This is a genomic window from Streptomyces sp. AM8-1-1 (assembly GCF_032229325.1).
GTDB classification, from domain to species: Bacteria; Actinomycetota; Actinomycetes; order Streptomycetales; family Streptomycetaceae; genus Streptomyces; species Streptomyces achmelvichensis.
This window is the reverse complement of record NZ_CP135086.1, coordinates 1,800,407-1,816,232: the sequence shown is the minus strand read 5'-3', so window position 1 is coordinate 1,816,232 and position 15,826 is coordinate 1,800,407. Positions and strand designations below refer to the sequence as shown.

Annotated in this window: 14 protein-coding genes; 8 read left to right on the top strand and 6 right to left on the bottom strand. The window is 72.4% G+C overall.

The genetic code is table 11. The annotated features are described in order from the left end of the window. Window positions 1-7 precede the first annotated feature (7 nt). A complete protein-coding gene (locus RPQ07_RS08270; RefSeq protein ID WP_313943419.1) occupies window positions 8-1,798 on the top strand; it encodes a protein phosphatase 2C domain-containing protein in 1,791 nt (596 codons plus the stop codon). Window positions 1,799-1,857: 59 nt separating this feature from the next. Beyond that, the gene (locus RPQ07_RS08265) at window positions 1,858-3,600 is read left to right on the top strand and encodes a pyruvate dehydrogenase (protein ID WP_313943418.1); all 1,743 of its coding nucleotides are present in this window, start codon (window positions 1,858-1,860) and stop codon (window positions 3,598-3,600) included. 12 nt (window positions 3,601-3,612) lie between these two features. Here RPQ07_RS08265 and RPQ07_RS08260 read toward each other — a convergent pair whose 3' ends face one another. Then, window positions 3,613-4,545: a DUF5937 family protein gene (locus RPQ07_RS08260; RefSeq protein WP_413777827.1), complete on the bottom strand. Its 933-nt coding sequence runs from the start codon at window positions 4,543-4,545 to the stop codon at window positions 3,613-3,615. A gap of 133 nt (window positions 4,546-4,678) precedes the next feature. On the opposite strand from RPQ07_RS08260, the gene RPQ07_RS08255 reads away from it, so the two are divergent. Both RPQ07_RS08255 and RPQ07_RS08250 read left to right on the top strand, forming a co-directional pair. Then, window positions 4,679-5,584 (top strand): oxidoreductase, encoded by a 906-nt coding sequence (locus RPQ07_RS08255; protein WP_313943416.1) that lies wholly within the window; start codon window positions 4,679-4,681, stop codon window positions 5,582-5,584. 264 nt (window positions 5,585-5,848) lie between these two features. Further along, entirely contained in the window at window positions 5,849-6,304 is a 456-nt protein-coding gene (locus RPQ07_RS08250; RefSeq protein WP_313943415.1) for an ATP-binding protein, read from the top strand. Window positions 6,305-6,335: 31 nt separating this feature from the next. Here RPQ07_RS08250 and RPQ07_RS08245 read toward each other — a convergent pair whose 3' ends face one another. Together RPQ07_RS08245 and RPQ07_RS08240 are read right to left on the bottom strand one after the other, a co-directional pair. After that, complete coding sequence (locus RPQ07_RS08245; protein WP_313943414.1) at window positions 6,336-7,430, bottom strand: DUF2637 domain-containing protein; 1,095 nt, start codon at window positions 7,428-7,430, stop codon at window positions 6,336-6,338. Window positions 7,431-7,642: 212 nt separating this feature from the next. Beyond that, window positions 7,643-8,488 (bottom strand): (2Fe-2S)-binding protein, encoded by an 846-nt coding sequence (locus RPQ07_RS08240; protein ID WP_313943413.1) that lies wholly within the window; start codon window positions 8,486-8,488, stop codon window positions 7,643-7,645. Window positions 8,489-8,637: 149 nt separating this feature from the next. Here RPQ07_RS08240 and RPQ07_RS08235 point away from each other — a divergent pair, with 149 nt between their 5' ends. Both RPQ07_RS08235 and RPQ07_RS08230 read left to right on the top strand, forming a co-directional pair. Then, window positions 8,638-9,426, top strand: a complete 789-nt coding sequence (locus RPQ07_RS08235; protein WP_413777714.1) for a GntR family transcriptional regulator — start codon at window positions 8,638-8,640, stop codon at window positions 9,424-9,426. A gap of 202 nt (window positions 9,427-9,628) precedes the next feature. After that, complete coding sequence (locus RPQ07_RS08230; protein WP_313943412.1) at window positions 9,629-9,952, top strand: hypothetical protein; 324 nt, start codon at window positions 9,629-9,631, stop codon at window positions 9,950-9,952. Window positions 9,953-10,024: 72 nt separating this feature from the next. On the opposite strand, the gene RPQ07_RS08225 is transcribed toward RPQ07_RS08230, so the two are convergent. The 3 genes from RPQ07_RS08225 to RPQ07_RS08215 form a co-directional block, all read right to left on the bottom strand. After that, window positions 10,025-10,540 carry a protein phosphatase gene (locus tag RPQ07_RS08225; RefSeq protein ID WP_313943411.1) on the bottom strand — a complete coding sequence of 172 codons (516 nt, stop codon included), beginning with the start codon at window positions 10,538-10,540 and terminating at the stop codon, window positions 10,025-10,027. A gap of 16 nt (window positions 10,541-10,556) precedes the next feature. Continuing rightward, window positions 10,557-11,351 carry a hypothetical protein gene (locus RPQ07_RS08220; RefSeq protein WP_313943410.1) on the bottom strand — a complete coding sequence of 265 codons (795 nt, stop codon included), beginning with the start codon at window positions 11,349-11,351 and terminating at the stop codon, window positions 10,557-10,559. Between the two features lie 1,015 nt (window positions 11,352-12,366). Beyond that, on the bottom strand, window positions 12,367-14,079 hold the full coding sequence (locus RPQ07_RS08215; RefSeq protein ID WP_313943409.1) for a PucR family transcriptional regulator: 1,713 nt from the start codon (window positions 14,077-14,079) through the stop codon (window positions 12,367-12,369). 275 nt (window positions 14,080-14,354) lie between these two features. On the opposite strand from RPQ07_RS08215, the gene RPQ07_RS08210 reads away from it, so the two are divergent. Together RPQ07_RS08210 and RPQ07_RS08205 are read left to right on the top strand one after the other, a co-directional pair. Further along, entirely contained in the window at window positions 14,355-15,245 is an 891-nt protein-coding gene (locus RPQ07_RS08210; RefSeq protein ID WP_313943408.1) for an FAD binding domain-containing protein, read from the top strand. Then, window positions 15,245-15,826, top strand: a complete 582-nt coding sequence (locus RPQ07_RS08205; RefSeq protein WP_313943407.1) for a (2Fe-2S)-binding protein — start codon at window positions 15,245-15,247, stop codon at window positions 15,824-15,826. The genes RPQ07_RS08210 and RPQ07_RS08205 overlap by 1 nt, the downstream gene beginning before the upstream one ends.

The window sequence follows — 15,826 nt, the reverse complement described above, 5'->3', positions numbered from 1 at the left end:
TAAGGGCATGAGCCAGCAGGGGGAGAGGCCCACCACCGAGAACGACTGGTGGAACCGGCTGTACGACGAGTCCGCCCCGGACACCGGCCCGGCGACAAAGCCGGGCGACACCTTGGACGACCGTTTCGACTCGGCAGCGGACGCGGTCTCCGCGCCCGGGCCCGCCGCCGATCAGCCGGACCGGCCGAAGGCGTGGTGGGAGACGGACCCGGCGGACACGCTGGAAGTCCCGGGCCTCCCGGAGGGCTTGGCCGACCCGGCCCCGGCGGCGGGCGGCCCGTCCGGCGACGCGCCCCCGGTCGGCCCGGACAGTCCGGACTGGCCGTTCACCGCCCCGGCCCGCCAGGCGCCGCGGCCACCCGCACCCCGCCACGCCGACGAACCCCGGGCGTCCGCCCGGCCGGCGGCGCCCGAGCCCGGACTGCCGGACCGCCCCGACAGGCCGCCGGCGTCCACCGACGACCGGTCAGCGGGGCCCGGGTTCGATCCGTACCGGCCGGGGGGCGCGTCCTCCCGTCCGCCATGGCCGGCGGACGACAGCGGGCCGGCCGCACCCGGTACGCCGCCTGTGCCCCCGTCACCGCCGCGCCGGCGCGCTCCGTGGGAGCCGCCTGTCGTACCGGCACAGCCGCAGTCCTCGCCTCCCGAGCCCCGGTACGCGCCCGCGGCCCAGGAGGAGGCCGAGCCGCCGGAGCCCCGATACGCGCCCGCACCCGTCGCCGTCGAGGTACCCGAGCCGCCTGTCGCCCCGCCCGTCGCCCCGCCGCGCCCCCGCGTCGACCACATCGGGGACGGGCCGCCCACCTACGACCCCGAGCCCACCGCCCTCCCGGCCGTCGGCCCCGACGAGCTCGACGACCTGGTCGCCGACACCGTGCTCGACGGCGCCCGGTACGGCACGTACACCCTGCGCGCGGCGTCCGTGCGCGGGGACTCCGCCCGCTTCCGGGGGGAGCCTCGGCGCGACGCCCTGCTCACCGCCCGCTTCGGCAGCGGACCCGCCGCACTGCTCCTCGTCGCCGTCGCGAGCGGCGCCCGCGCGACCGAGGGTGCCCATCTCGCCGCCGCCGACGCCTGTCGCTGGATCGGCGGAGCGGTCGGCCGCAGTCATGCCCGGCTGTCGGAGGACATCCGGGCGGGCCGGCGCGGCGACCTCAAATCCGGTCTGCACCGGCTCACCGACCGCAGCCTCGGCAAGCTCCGGGCCGGCGCCGCGGCGCGGGGCGTGGAGCCCGAGGACTACAGCGCCGGTCTGCGCTGCCTTCTGCTCTCCGCCGACCCCGACTGCCGTACCCGCGTCTTCTTCGGGGTGGGCCCCGGCGGCCTCTTCCGGCTGCGCGACGGCGTGTGGCAGGACATCGAGCCGTCCGTTCCCGAGCCGGCGGCCGTCACCGGCGCTCCCGTGGTCGGGTTCGGCTCCGTACCCGCCGGGGACGGAAGGGACGGGATCCAGGGGAATCCGCTCGACGGCATCCCCTCGGAGACCCCCGCCGGCGACCGGCTGACGATGGACCTCGGCATCCCGACGCCCCCGGCCCCCTACGTCGAGGCACCACCACCGCCGCCTCCCGAGCCGTTCCGCTTCCGGGCCTCCGTGGCCCGCCCGGGTGACGCGCTCCTGCTGTGCAGCCCGGGCCTGGCGGAACCGCTGCGCGGCGAGCCCGCGCTCGCCGACGAACTGGCCGGACGCTGGGCATCCGCCGGACCGCCGGGCCTCGCGACCTTCCTCGCCGACACCCAGGTGCGGGTGAAGGGCTACGCCGACGACCGTACGGCCGTCGGCGTCTGGGAGGCGTAACCCGCTGCGCCATGGGTTGATGGACCTCCGGGCCGTCAAGCCGAGAAGGGTACGCATCCATGGCCAAGCAGAACGTCGCGGAGCAGTGCGTCGACATCCTCGTCCGCGCCGGTGTGCAGCGGCTGTACGGAGTCGTCGGCGACAGCCTCAACCCCGTCGTCGACGCCGTCCGGCGGCACGACGGCATCGAGTGGATCCACGTCCGGCACGAGGAGACCGCCGCCTTCGCGGCGGGCGCCGAGGCACAGATCACCGGCAGGCTCGCGGCCTGCGCCGGCTCCAGCGGCCCGGGCAGCCTGCATCTGATCAACGGGCTGTACGACGCTCATCGCTCGATGGCCCCGGTGCTCGCCATCGCCTCGCACATCCCCTCCGGCGAGGTCGGGCTCGGCTACTTCCAGGAGACCCACCCGGACCAGCTGTTCCGCGAGTGCAGCCACTACAGCGAGCTGATCTCCAACGCACGGCAGATGCCCCGGCTGCTGCAGACCGCGATCCAGAACGCGATCGGACAAAGTGGTGTCAGTGTCGTGGCACTCCCCGGCGACATCGCGTCCCAGCCCGCCCCGGACAAGACGATCGAACACGCACTGGTCACGACCTTGCCCTCGGTACGCCCCGGGGACGCCGAGATCGACAAGCTGGTCCGGATGATCGACGAGGCGGACCGGGTCACGCTGTTCTGCGGAAGCGGCACGGCGGGGGCGCACGCGGAGGTCATGGAGTTCGCGGAGCGCATCAAGTCCCCGGTCGGTCACGCCCTGCGCGGCAAGGAATGGATTCAGTACGACAACCCGTTCGACGTCGGCATGAGCGGACTGCTCGGCTACGGCGCCGCCTACGAGGCGACGCACGAGTGCGACCTGCTGATCCTGCTGGGCACCGACTTCCCGTACAACGCCTTCCTCCCCGACGACGTCAAGATCGCCCAGGTCGACGTCCGGCCCGAACACCTGGGCCGCCGCTCCAAACTGGACCTTGCTGTCTGGGGCGACGTACGGGAGACGCTGCGCTGTCTCACGCCGCGGGTCCGGGTCAAGTCGGACCGCAGGTTCCTCGACAAGATGCTGAAGAAGCACGCCGACGCGCTGGAGGGCGTGGTCAAGGCGTACACCCGCAAGGTCGAGAAACACCTACCCATCCACCCGGAGTACGTCGCCGCGGTGCTCGACGAACTCGCCGACGACGACGCCGTGTTCACCGTCGACACCGGCATGTGCAATGTGTGGGCCGCGCGCTATCTCTCCCCCAACGGCCGGCGCCGGATCATCGGTTCGTTCACCCACGGCTCGATGGCCAACGCCCTTCCCCAGGCGATCGGGGCGCAGTTCACCGACCGCGACCGCCAGGTCGTCTCGGTGTCCGGCGACGGGGGATTCTCCATGCTGATGGGCGACTTCCTCACCCTCGTCCAGTACGACCTGCCGGTGAAGATCGTCCTGTTCAACAACTCCGCACTCGGCATGGTGGAGCTGGAGATGCTGGTCGCCGGTCTTCCCTCGCACGGCACCACCAACGTGAACCCCGACTTCGCGGCCGTGGCCCGCGCGGCGGGAGCGTACGGGGTCCGGGTCGAGAAGCCGAAGCAACTGGCGGGCGCCCTGAAGGACGCCTTCCGTCACAAGGGCCCGGCGCTCGTGGACGTGGTCACGGACCCCAACGCCCTCTCGATCCCCCCGAAGATCAGGGCGGAGATGGTGACGGGGTTCGCCCTGTCGACCAGCAAGATCGTGCTGAACGGCGGGGTGGGCCGGATGCTCCAGATGGCCCGCTCGAATCTGCGCAATGTGCCGAGGCCGTAGGGCCTGTTGGGATCAGCCCCGCACCCTGACCGCGGCCAGGAGGGTCTCGGCGGCGGCGGTGCGGGCGTAGAGCACGGAGCGGCCCGCGCGGTGGGCGCTGACCAGGCCCGCGTCGCGCAGGGCTGTCAGGTACTGGGACACCCCGGCCGCCGAGAGCCCGGTACGGCGTGCCAGGTCGGTCGTGGAGGCCGGAGTCTCCAGTTCGGTCAGCAGCCGCGTGCGTGAGCGGCCGAGCACGGCGGCCAGGGCCTCGGTGCCGGTGACGGGCCGGGACTCCCACAGCAGGCCCACACCCCGGGCCGAATAGGCGAGTTGGGGTGGGTCGGGCAAGGCCACACGGGTGCGCAGACCGGGCCCGGTGAAGGCCGAGGGGATCAGCACCAGCCCCGCGCCCGCCGTCGCACGGGTCAACGGCTGCTTGCGGCGGGCCAGCCGCAGGGCGTTGTCGTCCCAGCTCACCGTGGCATGCAGGTCGTTGAGGAGATGGCTGGTGCCGCGCTCGGCGACCTGGCGCGCCCGGTGGAAGACATCGGCGTCCAGCACGGTCCGGATCCGGGCCCAGTACGGGGCGAGTGCCAGCTCCCAGTAGGCCTCGACCGCTGCGGTGACCTTGGGCAGAAGGGCCCGCGGGTCGGCGTACAGGGCCCGTGCCCGGGGGCCGAGACCCCCCTGATGCCGGGCCAGGTGATCGAGGTCGCCGCGTACCCGGTCGACGGGTGCGGCGCGGATCGCGGCCAGTTCCGCCGCCAGCACCGGGGCCGGGCCCACGGGTGCGGGGTTGAGGAAGTCGGGCACGTACCCCGACGGCGGGATCAGCTCGGCGAGCCAGCCCCGGGCCGGCCCGGCGGCCGCCGTGCGCGGCCGCACCTGTTCCACCCAGGGGTGGTGCACGGGATGCGTGGCGGCCGACTCCAGCAGTCGGAAGCTGGGTGTGATCTCCCACATCGGCGAGACGGCGAACCGCAGCTGCGCCAGATCGTCCGCCGAGAACGCCAGCTCCTGCAGGGGTACCACTCCAAGGATTCGGACATGCCTTAATCAATGGTCCATGAGTCTATCCGGCGGCGATCCTTGCGGCATGACAACGGAGACGATCACCGCAGCGGCATCGGGCAGTTGGACACTCGGGGACCGTGTGGTCCACCGGATGGGGTTCGGCGCGATGCGCCTGACACAGGAGGGCGAGGCGTTCGCGGCCGATGCCCGCCCGAGCGACCGTGGGCGTGCGATCAGTGTGCTGCGCCGCGCGGTCGACCTCGGGGTGAACCACATCGACACCGCCGCCTTCTACTTCTCGGCGCTGCGCTCCGCCAACGAACTGATCAATCGGGCGCTCGCCCCCTACAGCGACGATCTCGTCATCGTCACCAAGGTCGGGCCGGGCCGCGGCCCGTCGGGCCCATGGCTGCCCCATGCCACCCCGCAGCAGCTCCGCGGCCAGGTCGAGGAGAATCTGCGCCAGCTCGGCCGCGACCACCTGGACGTGGTGAACCTGCGCATCGTGGGGACCGATTCGATCGCCGAACGTTTCGGTGCCCTCGCCGAGCTGCGCGAGGCGGGGCTCATCCGTCACCTGGGCCTGTCCAACATCCGCCCCCATCACCTTGCCGAGGCTCAGGCCATCGCACCGGTGGTCTGCGTCCAGAACATGTACGGCATCGGCGCGTCGCCCGAACAGGAAGCGTTGTTGCGTACCTGTGGTGAACAAGGCATCGCCTTTGTGCCGTTCTACTCGATCGCCGGCACGGGCCGTGAGGCCGGCGTGACCACCGACGAGACCCCGCAGGTCCACACCATCGCCCGCGCCCATGGTGTGAGCGCGGCGCAGATCCGGCTGGCGTGGACGCTGCACCGCGGCCCCCATGTGCTGGCCATCCCCGGTACCGGCAACCCCGACCACCTCACCCAGAACGTGGCCGCCGGAGCCCTGAAGCTGTCCGACGACGAACTCACCGCCCTGGACTCCCTGCACTGCGAAGCGTGAACCCGCCACGGCTCACCGTGGACCGGCGGTCCGGACCACCGCGACCGCCGCGACCGCCGCCACAAGCGGCCGTAGCCGTTCCGACCGCGCGCCGACTGCGGCAATGGGCGTACCTCGCCTCCCACTTCTGTGCGCAAAGTCCGTCTCCTGGGAGTGCTTGACCCGGCCCGATGAGTGGCGCGGCGTGGTCGGGGCAATGCTTTCCGTGAACACTTTCGAGGTCGTTCCGGAGTAAGGGGCTGTTCCGACGTGCGGGTGGGGATGATGAGTGGGCGTCAGGGAGGAGCCGGAGCCGGTGCGGGTGGGCACGGCGGCGATCCGGGAGCGGAGGCGGCGACGGGCCGGCTGCGGCGGCGATTGGGCTGCGCCGACCTCAGAGCCGTCCCCGAAGTCCGTCAGGTATTACGGGAGTTGCTGCACCACTGGCACGGGTCCGACAGAGCGCATGTCGCGGAACTGCTGACGAGCGAGCTGGTGACCAACGCGCTGATCCACACCGATCACGGCGCCGTGGTGACGGCGACCGTGGCATCCACCACCCTGCGGGTGGAGGTGCGTGACTTCATGGCGGGACTGCCCGTGCCGAGCCACCCCGAAGTCCATCTCGGGACCCACGGACGGGGCTTGATGCTGGTGCAGAGCCTCGCGGACGCCTGGGGCGTCCGGACACACAGCATGGGCAAGGTGGTCTGGTTCGAGCTGCACGAAAGGCCGGCCTGAGGGTCGGGCCGGCCTTCCGGGGCTGTGCCACTCAGCCGAACTGCTGCTCCAGATCCTTGAGTTTGCGCTCCAGCGAGTCCAGCCGCGGCAGCGCCTGGGTGTCGTCCTCGGCGGTGAGGTCGACCGTGCGGGGCTCAGCGCCGTCCGAGCGGACGGCCTGGAGGGAGGGCCGGGAACGCAGCGGCAGCTGTCCCGGCTCCGTTATGGCAGGCTCCGCGACGGACCCCGATCCGCCGGTGACGGCCGGTGCGGAGGCCGAGCCGGCACCGAGCGCGGGGCCGCCTGCCGCACCGAGGGCGGCCAGCTCGGGCTCCCGGCCGGTGCGGCTGCGGCCCCAGGCCCGGTGCTGCCGGTTGAACGCCCTGATGCGCGCCCGCTCCAGCTTCTCCCGGTCCCGCCTGCGGAGACGGTTCTGTTCCTTCTCGCGCCGGTCCTCGCGTACCTCCTCCACCGCCTCGTCCAGGGTGCGTACGCCTTCCAGCAGCATCAGCGACCAGGCGCCGAAGGTCTCCCGGGGGGCGCGCAGCCAGCGGACGATCCGGATCTGCGGCAGCGGACGGGGCACCAGGCCCTGTTCGCGCAGCGCTGCCCGACGTGTCTGCTTGAGCGCGCGGTCGAACAGGACCGCGGCCGAGAGCGACATGCCGGCGAAGAACTGCGGTGCGCCGGCATGGCCCAGACCCCGTGGTGCGTGGACCCAGTTGAACCAGGCCGCCGCGCCCGCGAAGGTCCACACCAGCAGCCGTGAGCCCAGGGCCGCGTCACCGTGACTGGCCTCGCGCACGGCGAGGACGGAGCAGAACATGGCCGCACCGTCGAGGCCGAAGGGGACGAGGTACTCCCAGCCCCCGGACAGGTTCAGATTCTGCTGGCCGAAGCCGACCAGTCCGTGGAAGGAGAGGGCGGCGGCCACCGCGGCGCAGCAGAACAGCAATACGTAGGAGGCGGTGCCGTACACGGCTTCCTTGCGCCGGCGGCGTTCCTCGCTGCGTTCCCAGGAGTCCTCGGCCGCAGCCTGCCCGGCGGCCCGCTTGCCGCGCGCGACGACCGCCACCGCGACCAGGACTCCCACCAGCATCACTCCGGCGGGAAGCAGCCAGTTCAGCGATATGTCGGTCAGTCTCATGTGCGGTGTCCCTTGCATCTGCATCGCGGTAGGGCGTTTCGGCCGCCATAGTGGCCGAAGTCCTGGGGGTGGCAGAGGGTTTCGGGGCAAGAGAACGCCAACGGGGCCACACGGAGCACAGATAGGTGCGATTTATTCGAACGGCCGTATGTGAGGCGGAAGTTGAGTTCGATTTAGTCCACCCGGACGGGTGGCGTGGGTGGGGCCGGGGGTCAGGCGTCGGCCAGCAGCCGGGTGATCCTGTCGGCGTCACACGTGCGCGGACAGGTCCCGCACGTCTCGTCCGGACGCAGTGTGTAGAACAGGCAGCAGCTCGCCCGGTCCCGGGTCGGCAGTTCCTCGCCCGCGGGCCCGGTGAGCACCCGGAAGCCGGGGGTGCCGACATACGGCTTGGTGGTGCCCGGCAGCAGCAGGTCCAGTTCGGTCATGGCGCGCTGTTCCTCACCGAACAGGCCCGCGATGTACCAGAGGCTCTCGACGACCTCGTCGGTCGCCATGCCCCACAGGGCCCGCTTCCCGCGCCGCATCCGCGGCCCGAAGCCTTCCAGGACGGGCCCGAGATGCCCGGCGACGGCGGCGCGCACCTCGTCGCGCAGGGCATCCTCGTCCGGCACGACCCGGGCGCCGGGCAGCGCGGCCGCGGGGTCCCCCGGCAGACAGGCGAACTCGGTCACGCGGACCGTCATGTGCCCCAGCACCCGCTGGAAGGACACGTGCTCGGGCGGCACCCGGGGAACCCGGCGGTGCAGGAACCAGGGCACGGTGATCAGCAGGCAGGCGGGCCAGGCGTAGCGGTGGAGTCCGAAGCTGGCGATCACATCGGGCCGCGCCTGCTGTCCGTAGTCGCGCAGCACCTGCGCGTTGTCCCACGCCAGGAAGGCGTCGAGCGCGGGCCCGCCGTGTGCGAGATCACTCGCACCGACCCAGCCGGCGCCGACGGGGGACTGTTCGCCGTCCTTGAGCTCGCGCACGCGCAACCCGGAGAAGACCTCGGAGAGGCGCGTGTACGCGTCCTCGACGGGCGAGGTCAGGGAGGGCAGAAGTGCGGGAACGGCCATGCCGGGGACCACCGAATCACGATCGTTAGCAGGTTAGCCTTACCTTACCCGATGTGATCGATGTTTGAACTGGAGGCCGGTCCGCCTATCGTGCACCACGGGCCCCGCCATCGCAGGCCGGGCCAGGCCCAGGCCGGAGGAGGACCCGAGTGGAGCAGGCCCGAGCGCGCGACGCCGCGACCTCGCAGCCCCACGCCTCGGTGCGCATCCCCGGCCAGCAGGGACCCGAGGGCCGCCCCGCGTCCCACTCCTCGCCCCGTGTCCCGGAGCAGGCCCGTGGCGAGCACACCCACAGCGAGCCGCCGGCCGCGCACACGGTCCGGCGTCACTCCGTCCGCGGTCAGATCCTCGACGCGCTGCGCACCGCGCTCGTCGACGGGGAACTGATGCCCGGCACCGTGTACTCGGCTCCGGCCCTCGGCGAACGGTTCGGCGTCTCGGCCACCCCGGTCCGGGAGGCGATGCAGCAACTGGCGGTCGAGGGCGCCGTCGAGGTCGTGCCCAACCGCGGGTTCCGCGTCATCGTGCGCTCCCCGCGCGAACTCGCCGAACTGGCCGAGGTCCGCGCCCTGATCGAGATCCCCGTCATGCTGCGGCTGGCACGTACGGTGCCCACCGCGCGCTGGTCCGAGCTGCGTCCGCTCGCGGACGCGACCGCAGCGGCGGCGGCCGTCGGCGACCGCGCGGCCTACGCGGACACGGACCGTGCCTTCCACCGTGCCGTCCTGTCCCTGTCGGGCAATCACCAGCTGGTGATGGTCGCCGAGGACCTCCACCGCCGCTCCCAGTGGCCGCTGTCGACCTCCCTGGTCAGCCGCCGGGCCGATCTGGTCGCGGACGCGGCGGAACACATGGCCCTCCTGGAGGCCCTGATCGCCCAGGACCTGACCGTGGTGCGGTCGCTGGTGCGGGAGCACTTCACCGGCGCGGACGGCTGACGGGACGTCAGGTCCGATGTGACCGGGATGCCGTCGCGACCCCCGGTGCTGCCGGGGCGGTGGGGACTAAAGTGATGAGCGGTACCGCTCGTGCGCGGTCACGTCCTCAGCAACGGGGGGTTCATCCATGACCGCGGAGTCGTCGGACTCGTCGGAATCGAATGAGTCGAGTGAGTCGAGTGAGTCGACTGAGGCGTCTGAGTTGTCTGGGTCGTCGATACCCGACGACGCATGGGAGCAGTTCCAGCGGGAGAGCGAGGGCCCCGCGCGGCTGAGAGCGCCCAAGGAGCCTTCGGCGCGGGCCCGGATCGTGGCCGAGCGGCTGCGGCGGGCCGACGAGGAGGCCGCGCGGCAGGGCCTCGGCAAGCGCCGCAGGGCGGAGCCCGACGCATGGCGGGCGTGGGCCTCACGGGATCGGGTGCACAAGCCTCGCAGCAGGGCCTGGGGACTGGTCTGGGTGGTGGTGGCGGTCGGGGTCGCCCTGGTGGTCATGAACCCCGGCCGTGCGCTGTCCTGGTTCTCGTGACCGTCCGCAGGTGACCGTTCTTCTCGCGGCATTCGCGAGGTCCGAGGCTCCGCCGCTTCTGCGGTCCGGGCGTCAGGAAGCCGGTGGCTCCAGCCCGGTCAGCAGTGACGCCACGTCGAGACCCGTCAGCAGGTACTCCTCGAAGGCCCGGTTGTGCAGCGCCCACGGTGAGCGCCGCAGCCTGACCCGGTCGATCGCCCCGGGTGCGTCGTGGCCCAGCTCGATCAGCGTCTGCGCGGCCACCAGCCCCGACCGGTTGTATCCGGAGTAACAGCGCACCAGCACCCGCCGCCGGCCGCGGACCGCGTCGGCCGCGACCTCCGCGATCCGGCGTACGCGGTCGATCTCCTCCGCGGTGAGCCAGTCGTCCGGGATCGGTACGACCCGGTGCTCCACACCCGGGGACGGGCCATGGCCCTCGCGGGTGTAGAGGCTGATCACCAGGTCGAACTCGCGGTCCACGACCACGTCCTGGTGGCCCTGCTCCCCGTCCGCCCAGACATGGCCGCCCATCCACAGGCCCGTCGTGATCTCGTCCCACCGGGACCGCGGCTCCGGAACGTCCCCTTCCCTGCGCCGCGTTCTCACCGGACGGACAGCCCGCTCATGCGGCGGGTTCCGGCTGGGCCGGGGACGGCTGCGGGGGGATGTGGGCGGCCAGTTGGCTCTCCAGCCACACCGGCACACCGCCCAGCAGCCGGAACAGCCTTCCCGCTTCCGCCCGGAGCCGGGACGCCTCCGGTTCCGGCTCGCAGTCGGCGAGCGCGGCGAGCGTCGGGGCCGTGCCGATCAGATACCCGAGCTCCTCGCGGATCCGCAGCGACTCCGAGAAGCCGTGCCGCGCCTCGGCCAACTCGCCCTCGCGCAAGGCCAGTCCGGCCTGATGGTGCCAGGTGAAGGAGAGCAGCAGGGTGTCGCCCTGCGCGGTGGCGCCGTCGTGCGCACGGCGGTACGCGGCGCGAGCGGCCTGCGGCGAGTCGGCGATGTGCTCGGCGACCAGCCCTCTGCGGAAGTCCAGCAGTGGCCGTCCCGGTGAGGTGGGCGCGAGCAGGGCGGCCGCGCGGCCGAGTGCGGAGCGGGCTTCGTCCGCACGGTCGCGCACCCCGAGCCGGGTGGCGGCGTAAGCCAGCCTGCCGCGCTCGCAGGCGGCCCCGCCGCGCTCCTCGTCGTCCCGGGCGACGGCCTCCGCGGTCCGCAGCGCGTCCTCGGCCTCGGCCCAGCCGTCGCCGGTGAACAGGCAGCGCTCGACGAGCAGTCCGGCACGTTCGAGCGCGGCCGCGGGGTCCGCGGCCCGCGGGGCTAGGAGAGCAGCCGCGTCGGTCCAACAGCCGCGCGAACGCAGCCGCCATACCGCGGTCTGGAGAGGATTGTCACCCGCAGTGGTTCCGTAACCAGACATGGCGGTATGCGCCACTATGCCCTCCCCGAGCACGCCATTGAGCTGTTGAGTAAGTCGCATCTCAGCATGGATGTGTACGCCGGGCCAAGAGGCTAGGTGAATGAATTCACAATCGCTCAGCGGGCGGTGGGATCGTGATATGCGCCGTCGTGGGGAGTGATCGACCGGGGCGCGCGCGGCCGGTGCGGCTACGGGGGCGGCCGCTGAGGTGTCAACCAGCTGGATCTTTCGATGACCGCCACGAGTGAAGCCGCCGACACGTCGCGGGGGTGACGGCCGCGCCCCGTGCCGAGGCGCCCGCCGGCAACGGATGCCGGCCCCGGATGCGGCATCGGGCGGGGATGCGGGTGGGGCGCGATCCGGCGGCGGGCGGGGCGAGTTCGTTGTCGGTCGGCCGCGCCCGGCAGGACGCGAGCGGGAAGTGCGGCCACCCGCCGAGCGGGTCTGGCCGCCTGTGTCGGCGGGCCGGTCCCGGCCGTGCCCGGCTGCGGCCGGTCGGGCCGTCCAGCCTCGGCGAGCACCCTGAGGTCCGCTCCGGGGTCGACCGGGAAGACCGGCAGCGGGTTACAGCGGGGAGGCCGGCTGCGAGCCGTGTCGGCGGTCCGGTCCCGGCCGTGCCCGGCTGCGGCCGGTCGGGCCGTACAGCCGTGGCGAGCACCTTGAGGTCCGCTCCGGGGGCGACCGGGAAGACCGGCAGCGGGTTACAGCGGGGAGGCCGGCTGCGAGCCGTGTCGGCGGTCCGGTCCCGGCCCTTCCCGGCTGCGGCCGGTCGGGCCGTCCAGCCTCGGCGAGCACCCTGAGGTCCGCTCCGGGGTCGACCGGGAAGACCGGCGCGGGTTACAGCGGGAAGGCCGGGTCGGCGGGCCGGCTTCTGGGTCGAGTGCCTGGAGCGACCTCGCCCGCCGGGCGGGAGGCCCGGCCGCGCGGTCGGGCGTGAACGCGCGCGCCGCGCGGGCGGCGGCGCCAACTCCCCGCGCCCGAAGCCCCTTTCGTCCCGGCCCCGAAGCGCCGCCCGTCAGCTCATCCGCAGCGCCAGGAAGAAGTCCAGCTTGTCCTCCAGGCGCGACAGGTCACGGCCCGTCAGTTGTTCGATGCGGCCCACCCGGTATCGCAGCGTGTTCACGTGCAGATGGAGGCGGGTCGCACAGCGGGTCCAGGAGCCGTCGCAGTCGAGGAACGCCTCCAGCGTCGGGATCAGCTCCGCGCGGTGGCGGCGGTCGTAGTCCCGCAGCGGGTCGAGGAGCCTGGCCGTGAACGCGCGCCGTACGTCGTCCGGGACGAACGGCAGCAGCAGGACGTGCGACGCCAGCTCGTGGTGACCCGCCGCGCACACCCGGCCGGGGCGCGCCGCCGCCACCCGGCGGGCGTGCCGGGCCTCCTCCAGGGCGCCGCGCAGTCCCTCCGCCGAGCTGACCGCCGCGCTCACGCCCAGCGTCAGGCGCCCGTCGTCCGCGAGGCCGGCCGACAGGGGGTCGCGTACGGACGACAGCAGGGCGTCCGCGTGCAGGCCCTCGTCGGTGGCCTTGGCGTCTTCCGCGTCGGGGTCCGTGGATACGGCGGGCAGCGGTACCAGGGCGATCGCCTCGTCACCCGTATGGGCCACCGCGATCCGGTCCGACGAGTCGGGTCCCGGGGCCGTGGGGTCGACCAGGATCTCCTCCAGCAGGGACTGGGCGACCGGGCCGGCCTCGATCGCCGTGGCCGCCGAACCCGGCTGGCCCGTGGACTCCTGGTCCCAGTCCACCCGCGCCACCACGACCTGCCAGTGGGGGGCGGCGCCGAGGCCGGGCAGCAGCACGGGCGCCGCCACCCGCAGACGCGCCGCGATCTCGGCGGGCGCGGCACCCGTCTGGACCAGTTCCAGAACCTCCTGGGCGAGCCGCCGCCGTACCGTCCGGGCCGCCTCGCGGCGGTCCCGCTCGACGGCGATCAGCTGGGTCACGCCCTGGAGCAGGTCCAGCCGTGCGGCGGGCCAGTCGCCCGCGTCGGCCTCCACCGCCAGCAGCCAGTCGGACAGGACGCTCTCGCGGACATCCCGGGACGCGGGCGCTGCTCCGCGGCCGGTGTTCCGGATCGGGAAGAGCGAGTACGTCGTACCGCCGAGTGTCGCCCGGTGCGGTCCACGGCGTCCCGTGCGGGTCGCGGCCAGATGTTCACCCGCAAGAGTGGCGCTCACGGAAGCGGGGAGCTCGTCGCCCGCGCCCGCGATCTGGCGGCCGGTGGGGGAGAGGACCCAGGCATGAAGGTCCAGGTCGGAGCCGAGTAGATCGAGGACGACCTCCGGTCCGCCGCCGGCCGGGCCGGAGGTCATCAGCCTTCTGTGCCTGTCTACGACGGCGGCCAGGTCGCCGGCCCGCTCGCCGGAGACCTGGCGGACGACATATTCCGTGATGGTTGCGAATGCAACGGATTCATTGACTGCAAACAAAGGGAGGCGATGGCGCGAACACGCCGCCGCCAGATCGTCCGGGATGTCGCCCATCTCGGCCTCGCCCGCAGCCAGCCCCGCGACCCCCGCGCCCGCGAGGATCCGTACGAAAGGCTCCGAGTCCTCCGCCGAATGCCGCCACGCCAGCCCGGTCAGCACCAGCTCGCCGCCCGAGAGATAGCGGCTCGGGTCCTTGAGGTCCGTCGTCATGACGCCGCGTACGCCGCGGTCGAGTTCGTCCTCGCCGCCGAGCAGCCGCAGCCCCAGCGCGTCGTTCTCCAGCAGTGCGCGCAGCCGCATCTCGTCGCCGCCGATCTGTCTCGTTGTTGCCGGTGGCCCGTGGCCAGGGTTTCCAGGGGAAAACAGTGGGGTTACCGAGCCCCACCTTTCGTTCGAATCTACAAGACGCGACAGGCGACCAGCCAACTCCTTCATGGTTTCGGTGACTGCACCGACCGGAGCACGCCCTTGTGTACTGAGGCCACACCGCGTTAACAGCACGTGAATAACCAGTCGAGGGCCGACCGTCCCGGGCCCGCTGAGACGAACGACTTCGATTCAGAAGAGAGCCACTCATGGACTTCCTTCGCCCCGCCAGCTGGGAGGAGGCGCTCGCCGCCAAGGCAGAGCACCCCACCGCTGTACCCATTGCGGGTGGCACCGATGTGATGGTCGAGATCAACTTCGACCACCGCCGGCCCGAGTACCTCCTGGACCTGAACCGCATCGGTGAGCTGTGCGAGTGGGAGGTGGGCGAGGAGAACGTCCGCCTGGGCGCCTCCGTCCCGTACACGCAGATCATGGAGCAGCTGCGCTCAGAGCTGCCGGGACTGGCCCTCGCCTCGCACACCGTGGCCTCCCCGCAGATCCGCAACCGCGGCGGCGTCGGCGGCAACCTCGGCACCGCCTCCCCGGCCGGCGACGCCCACCCGGCGCTGCTCGCCGCGGGCGCCGAGGTCGAGGTGGAGTCGGTGCGCGGAAGCCGCCTGATCCCCATCGACGCCTTCTACACGGGCGTGAAGCGCAACGCGATGGCCGCGGACGAGCTGATCCGCGCCGTGCACATCAAGAAGGCCGACGGGCCGCAGCAGTACTCCAAGGTCGGCACCCGCAACGCGATGGTGATCGCGGTCTGCGCGTTCGGTCTGGCCCTGCACCCCGAGACCCGCACGGTCCGTACCGGCATCGGTTCGGCCGCGCCCACCCCGGTCCGGGCGACGGCGGCCGAAGAGTTCCTCAACGCCGCGCTCGAAGAGGGCGGCTTCTGGGACAGCAAGAAGATCATCACCCCGTCCGTCGCCAAGCAGTTCGCCCAGCTCGCCTCCGGCGCCTGCAACCCGATCGACGACGTTCGCGGCACCGCGAACTACCGCCGTCACGCCGTCGGGATCATGGCCCGCCGCACGCTCGGCTGGACCTGGGAGTCGTACCGCGGCAACGGCCGCAGCACTGAGGGAGTCGCATAATGCGCGTGAACTTCACGGTCAACGGCCGCAAGCAGGAGGCCGACGATGTGTGGGAGGGCGAGAGCCTTCTCTACGTCCTGCGCGAGCGCATGGGTCTGCCCGGCTCCAAGAACGCCTGTGAGCAGGGCGAGTGCGGTTCCTGCACGGTCCGCCTCGACGGTGTCCCGGTCTGTTCCTGCCTCGTCGCCGCCGGCCAGGTAGAGGGCCGCGAGGTCGTGACGGTCGAGGGCCTCGCGGACTTCGCCCAGCAGCGCTCCGCGAGCGGCTGCGCGACCGGCGCCTGCGGGACGACCCTCCAGGACGCCCGTCAGTGGAGCGCCCAGGGCACCGACTCGCAGACCGGCGAAGGCGCCGAGCTCTCGCCCATCCAGCAGGCGTTCATCGACGCCGGCGCCGTCCAGTGCGGTTTCTGCACCCCCGGCCTGCTGGTCGCCGCCGACGAGCTGCTGGAGCGCAACGCCGAGCCGTCCGACGCGGACATCCGCGAGGCGCTCTCCGGCAACCTCTGCCGCTGCACCGGCTACGAGAAGATCCTCGACGCGGTACGCCTCGCTGCGGCCCGCCAGGAAGAGACGGTCTGA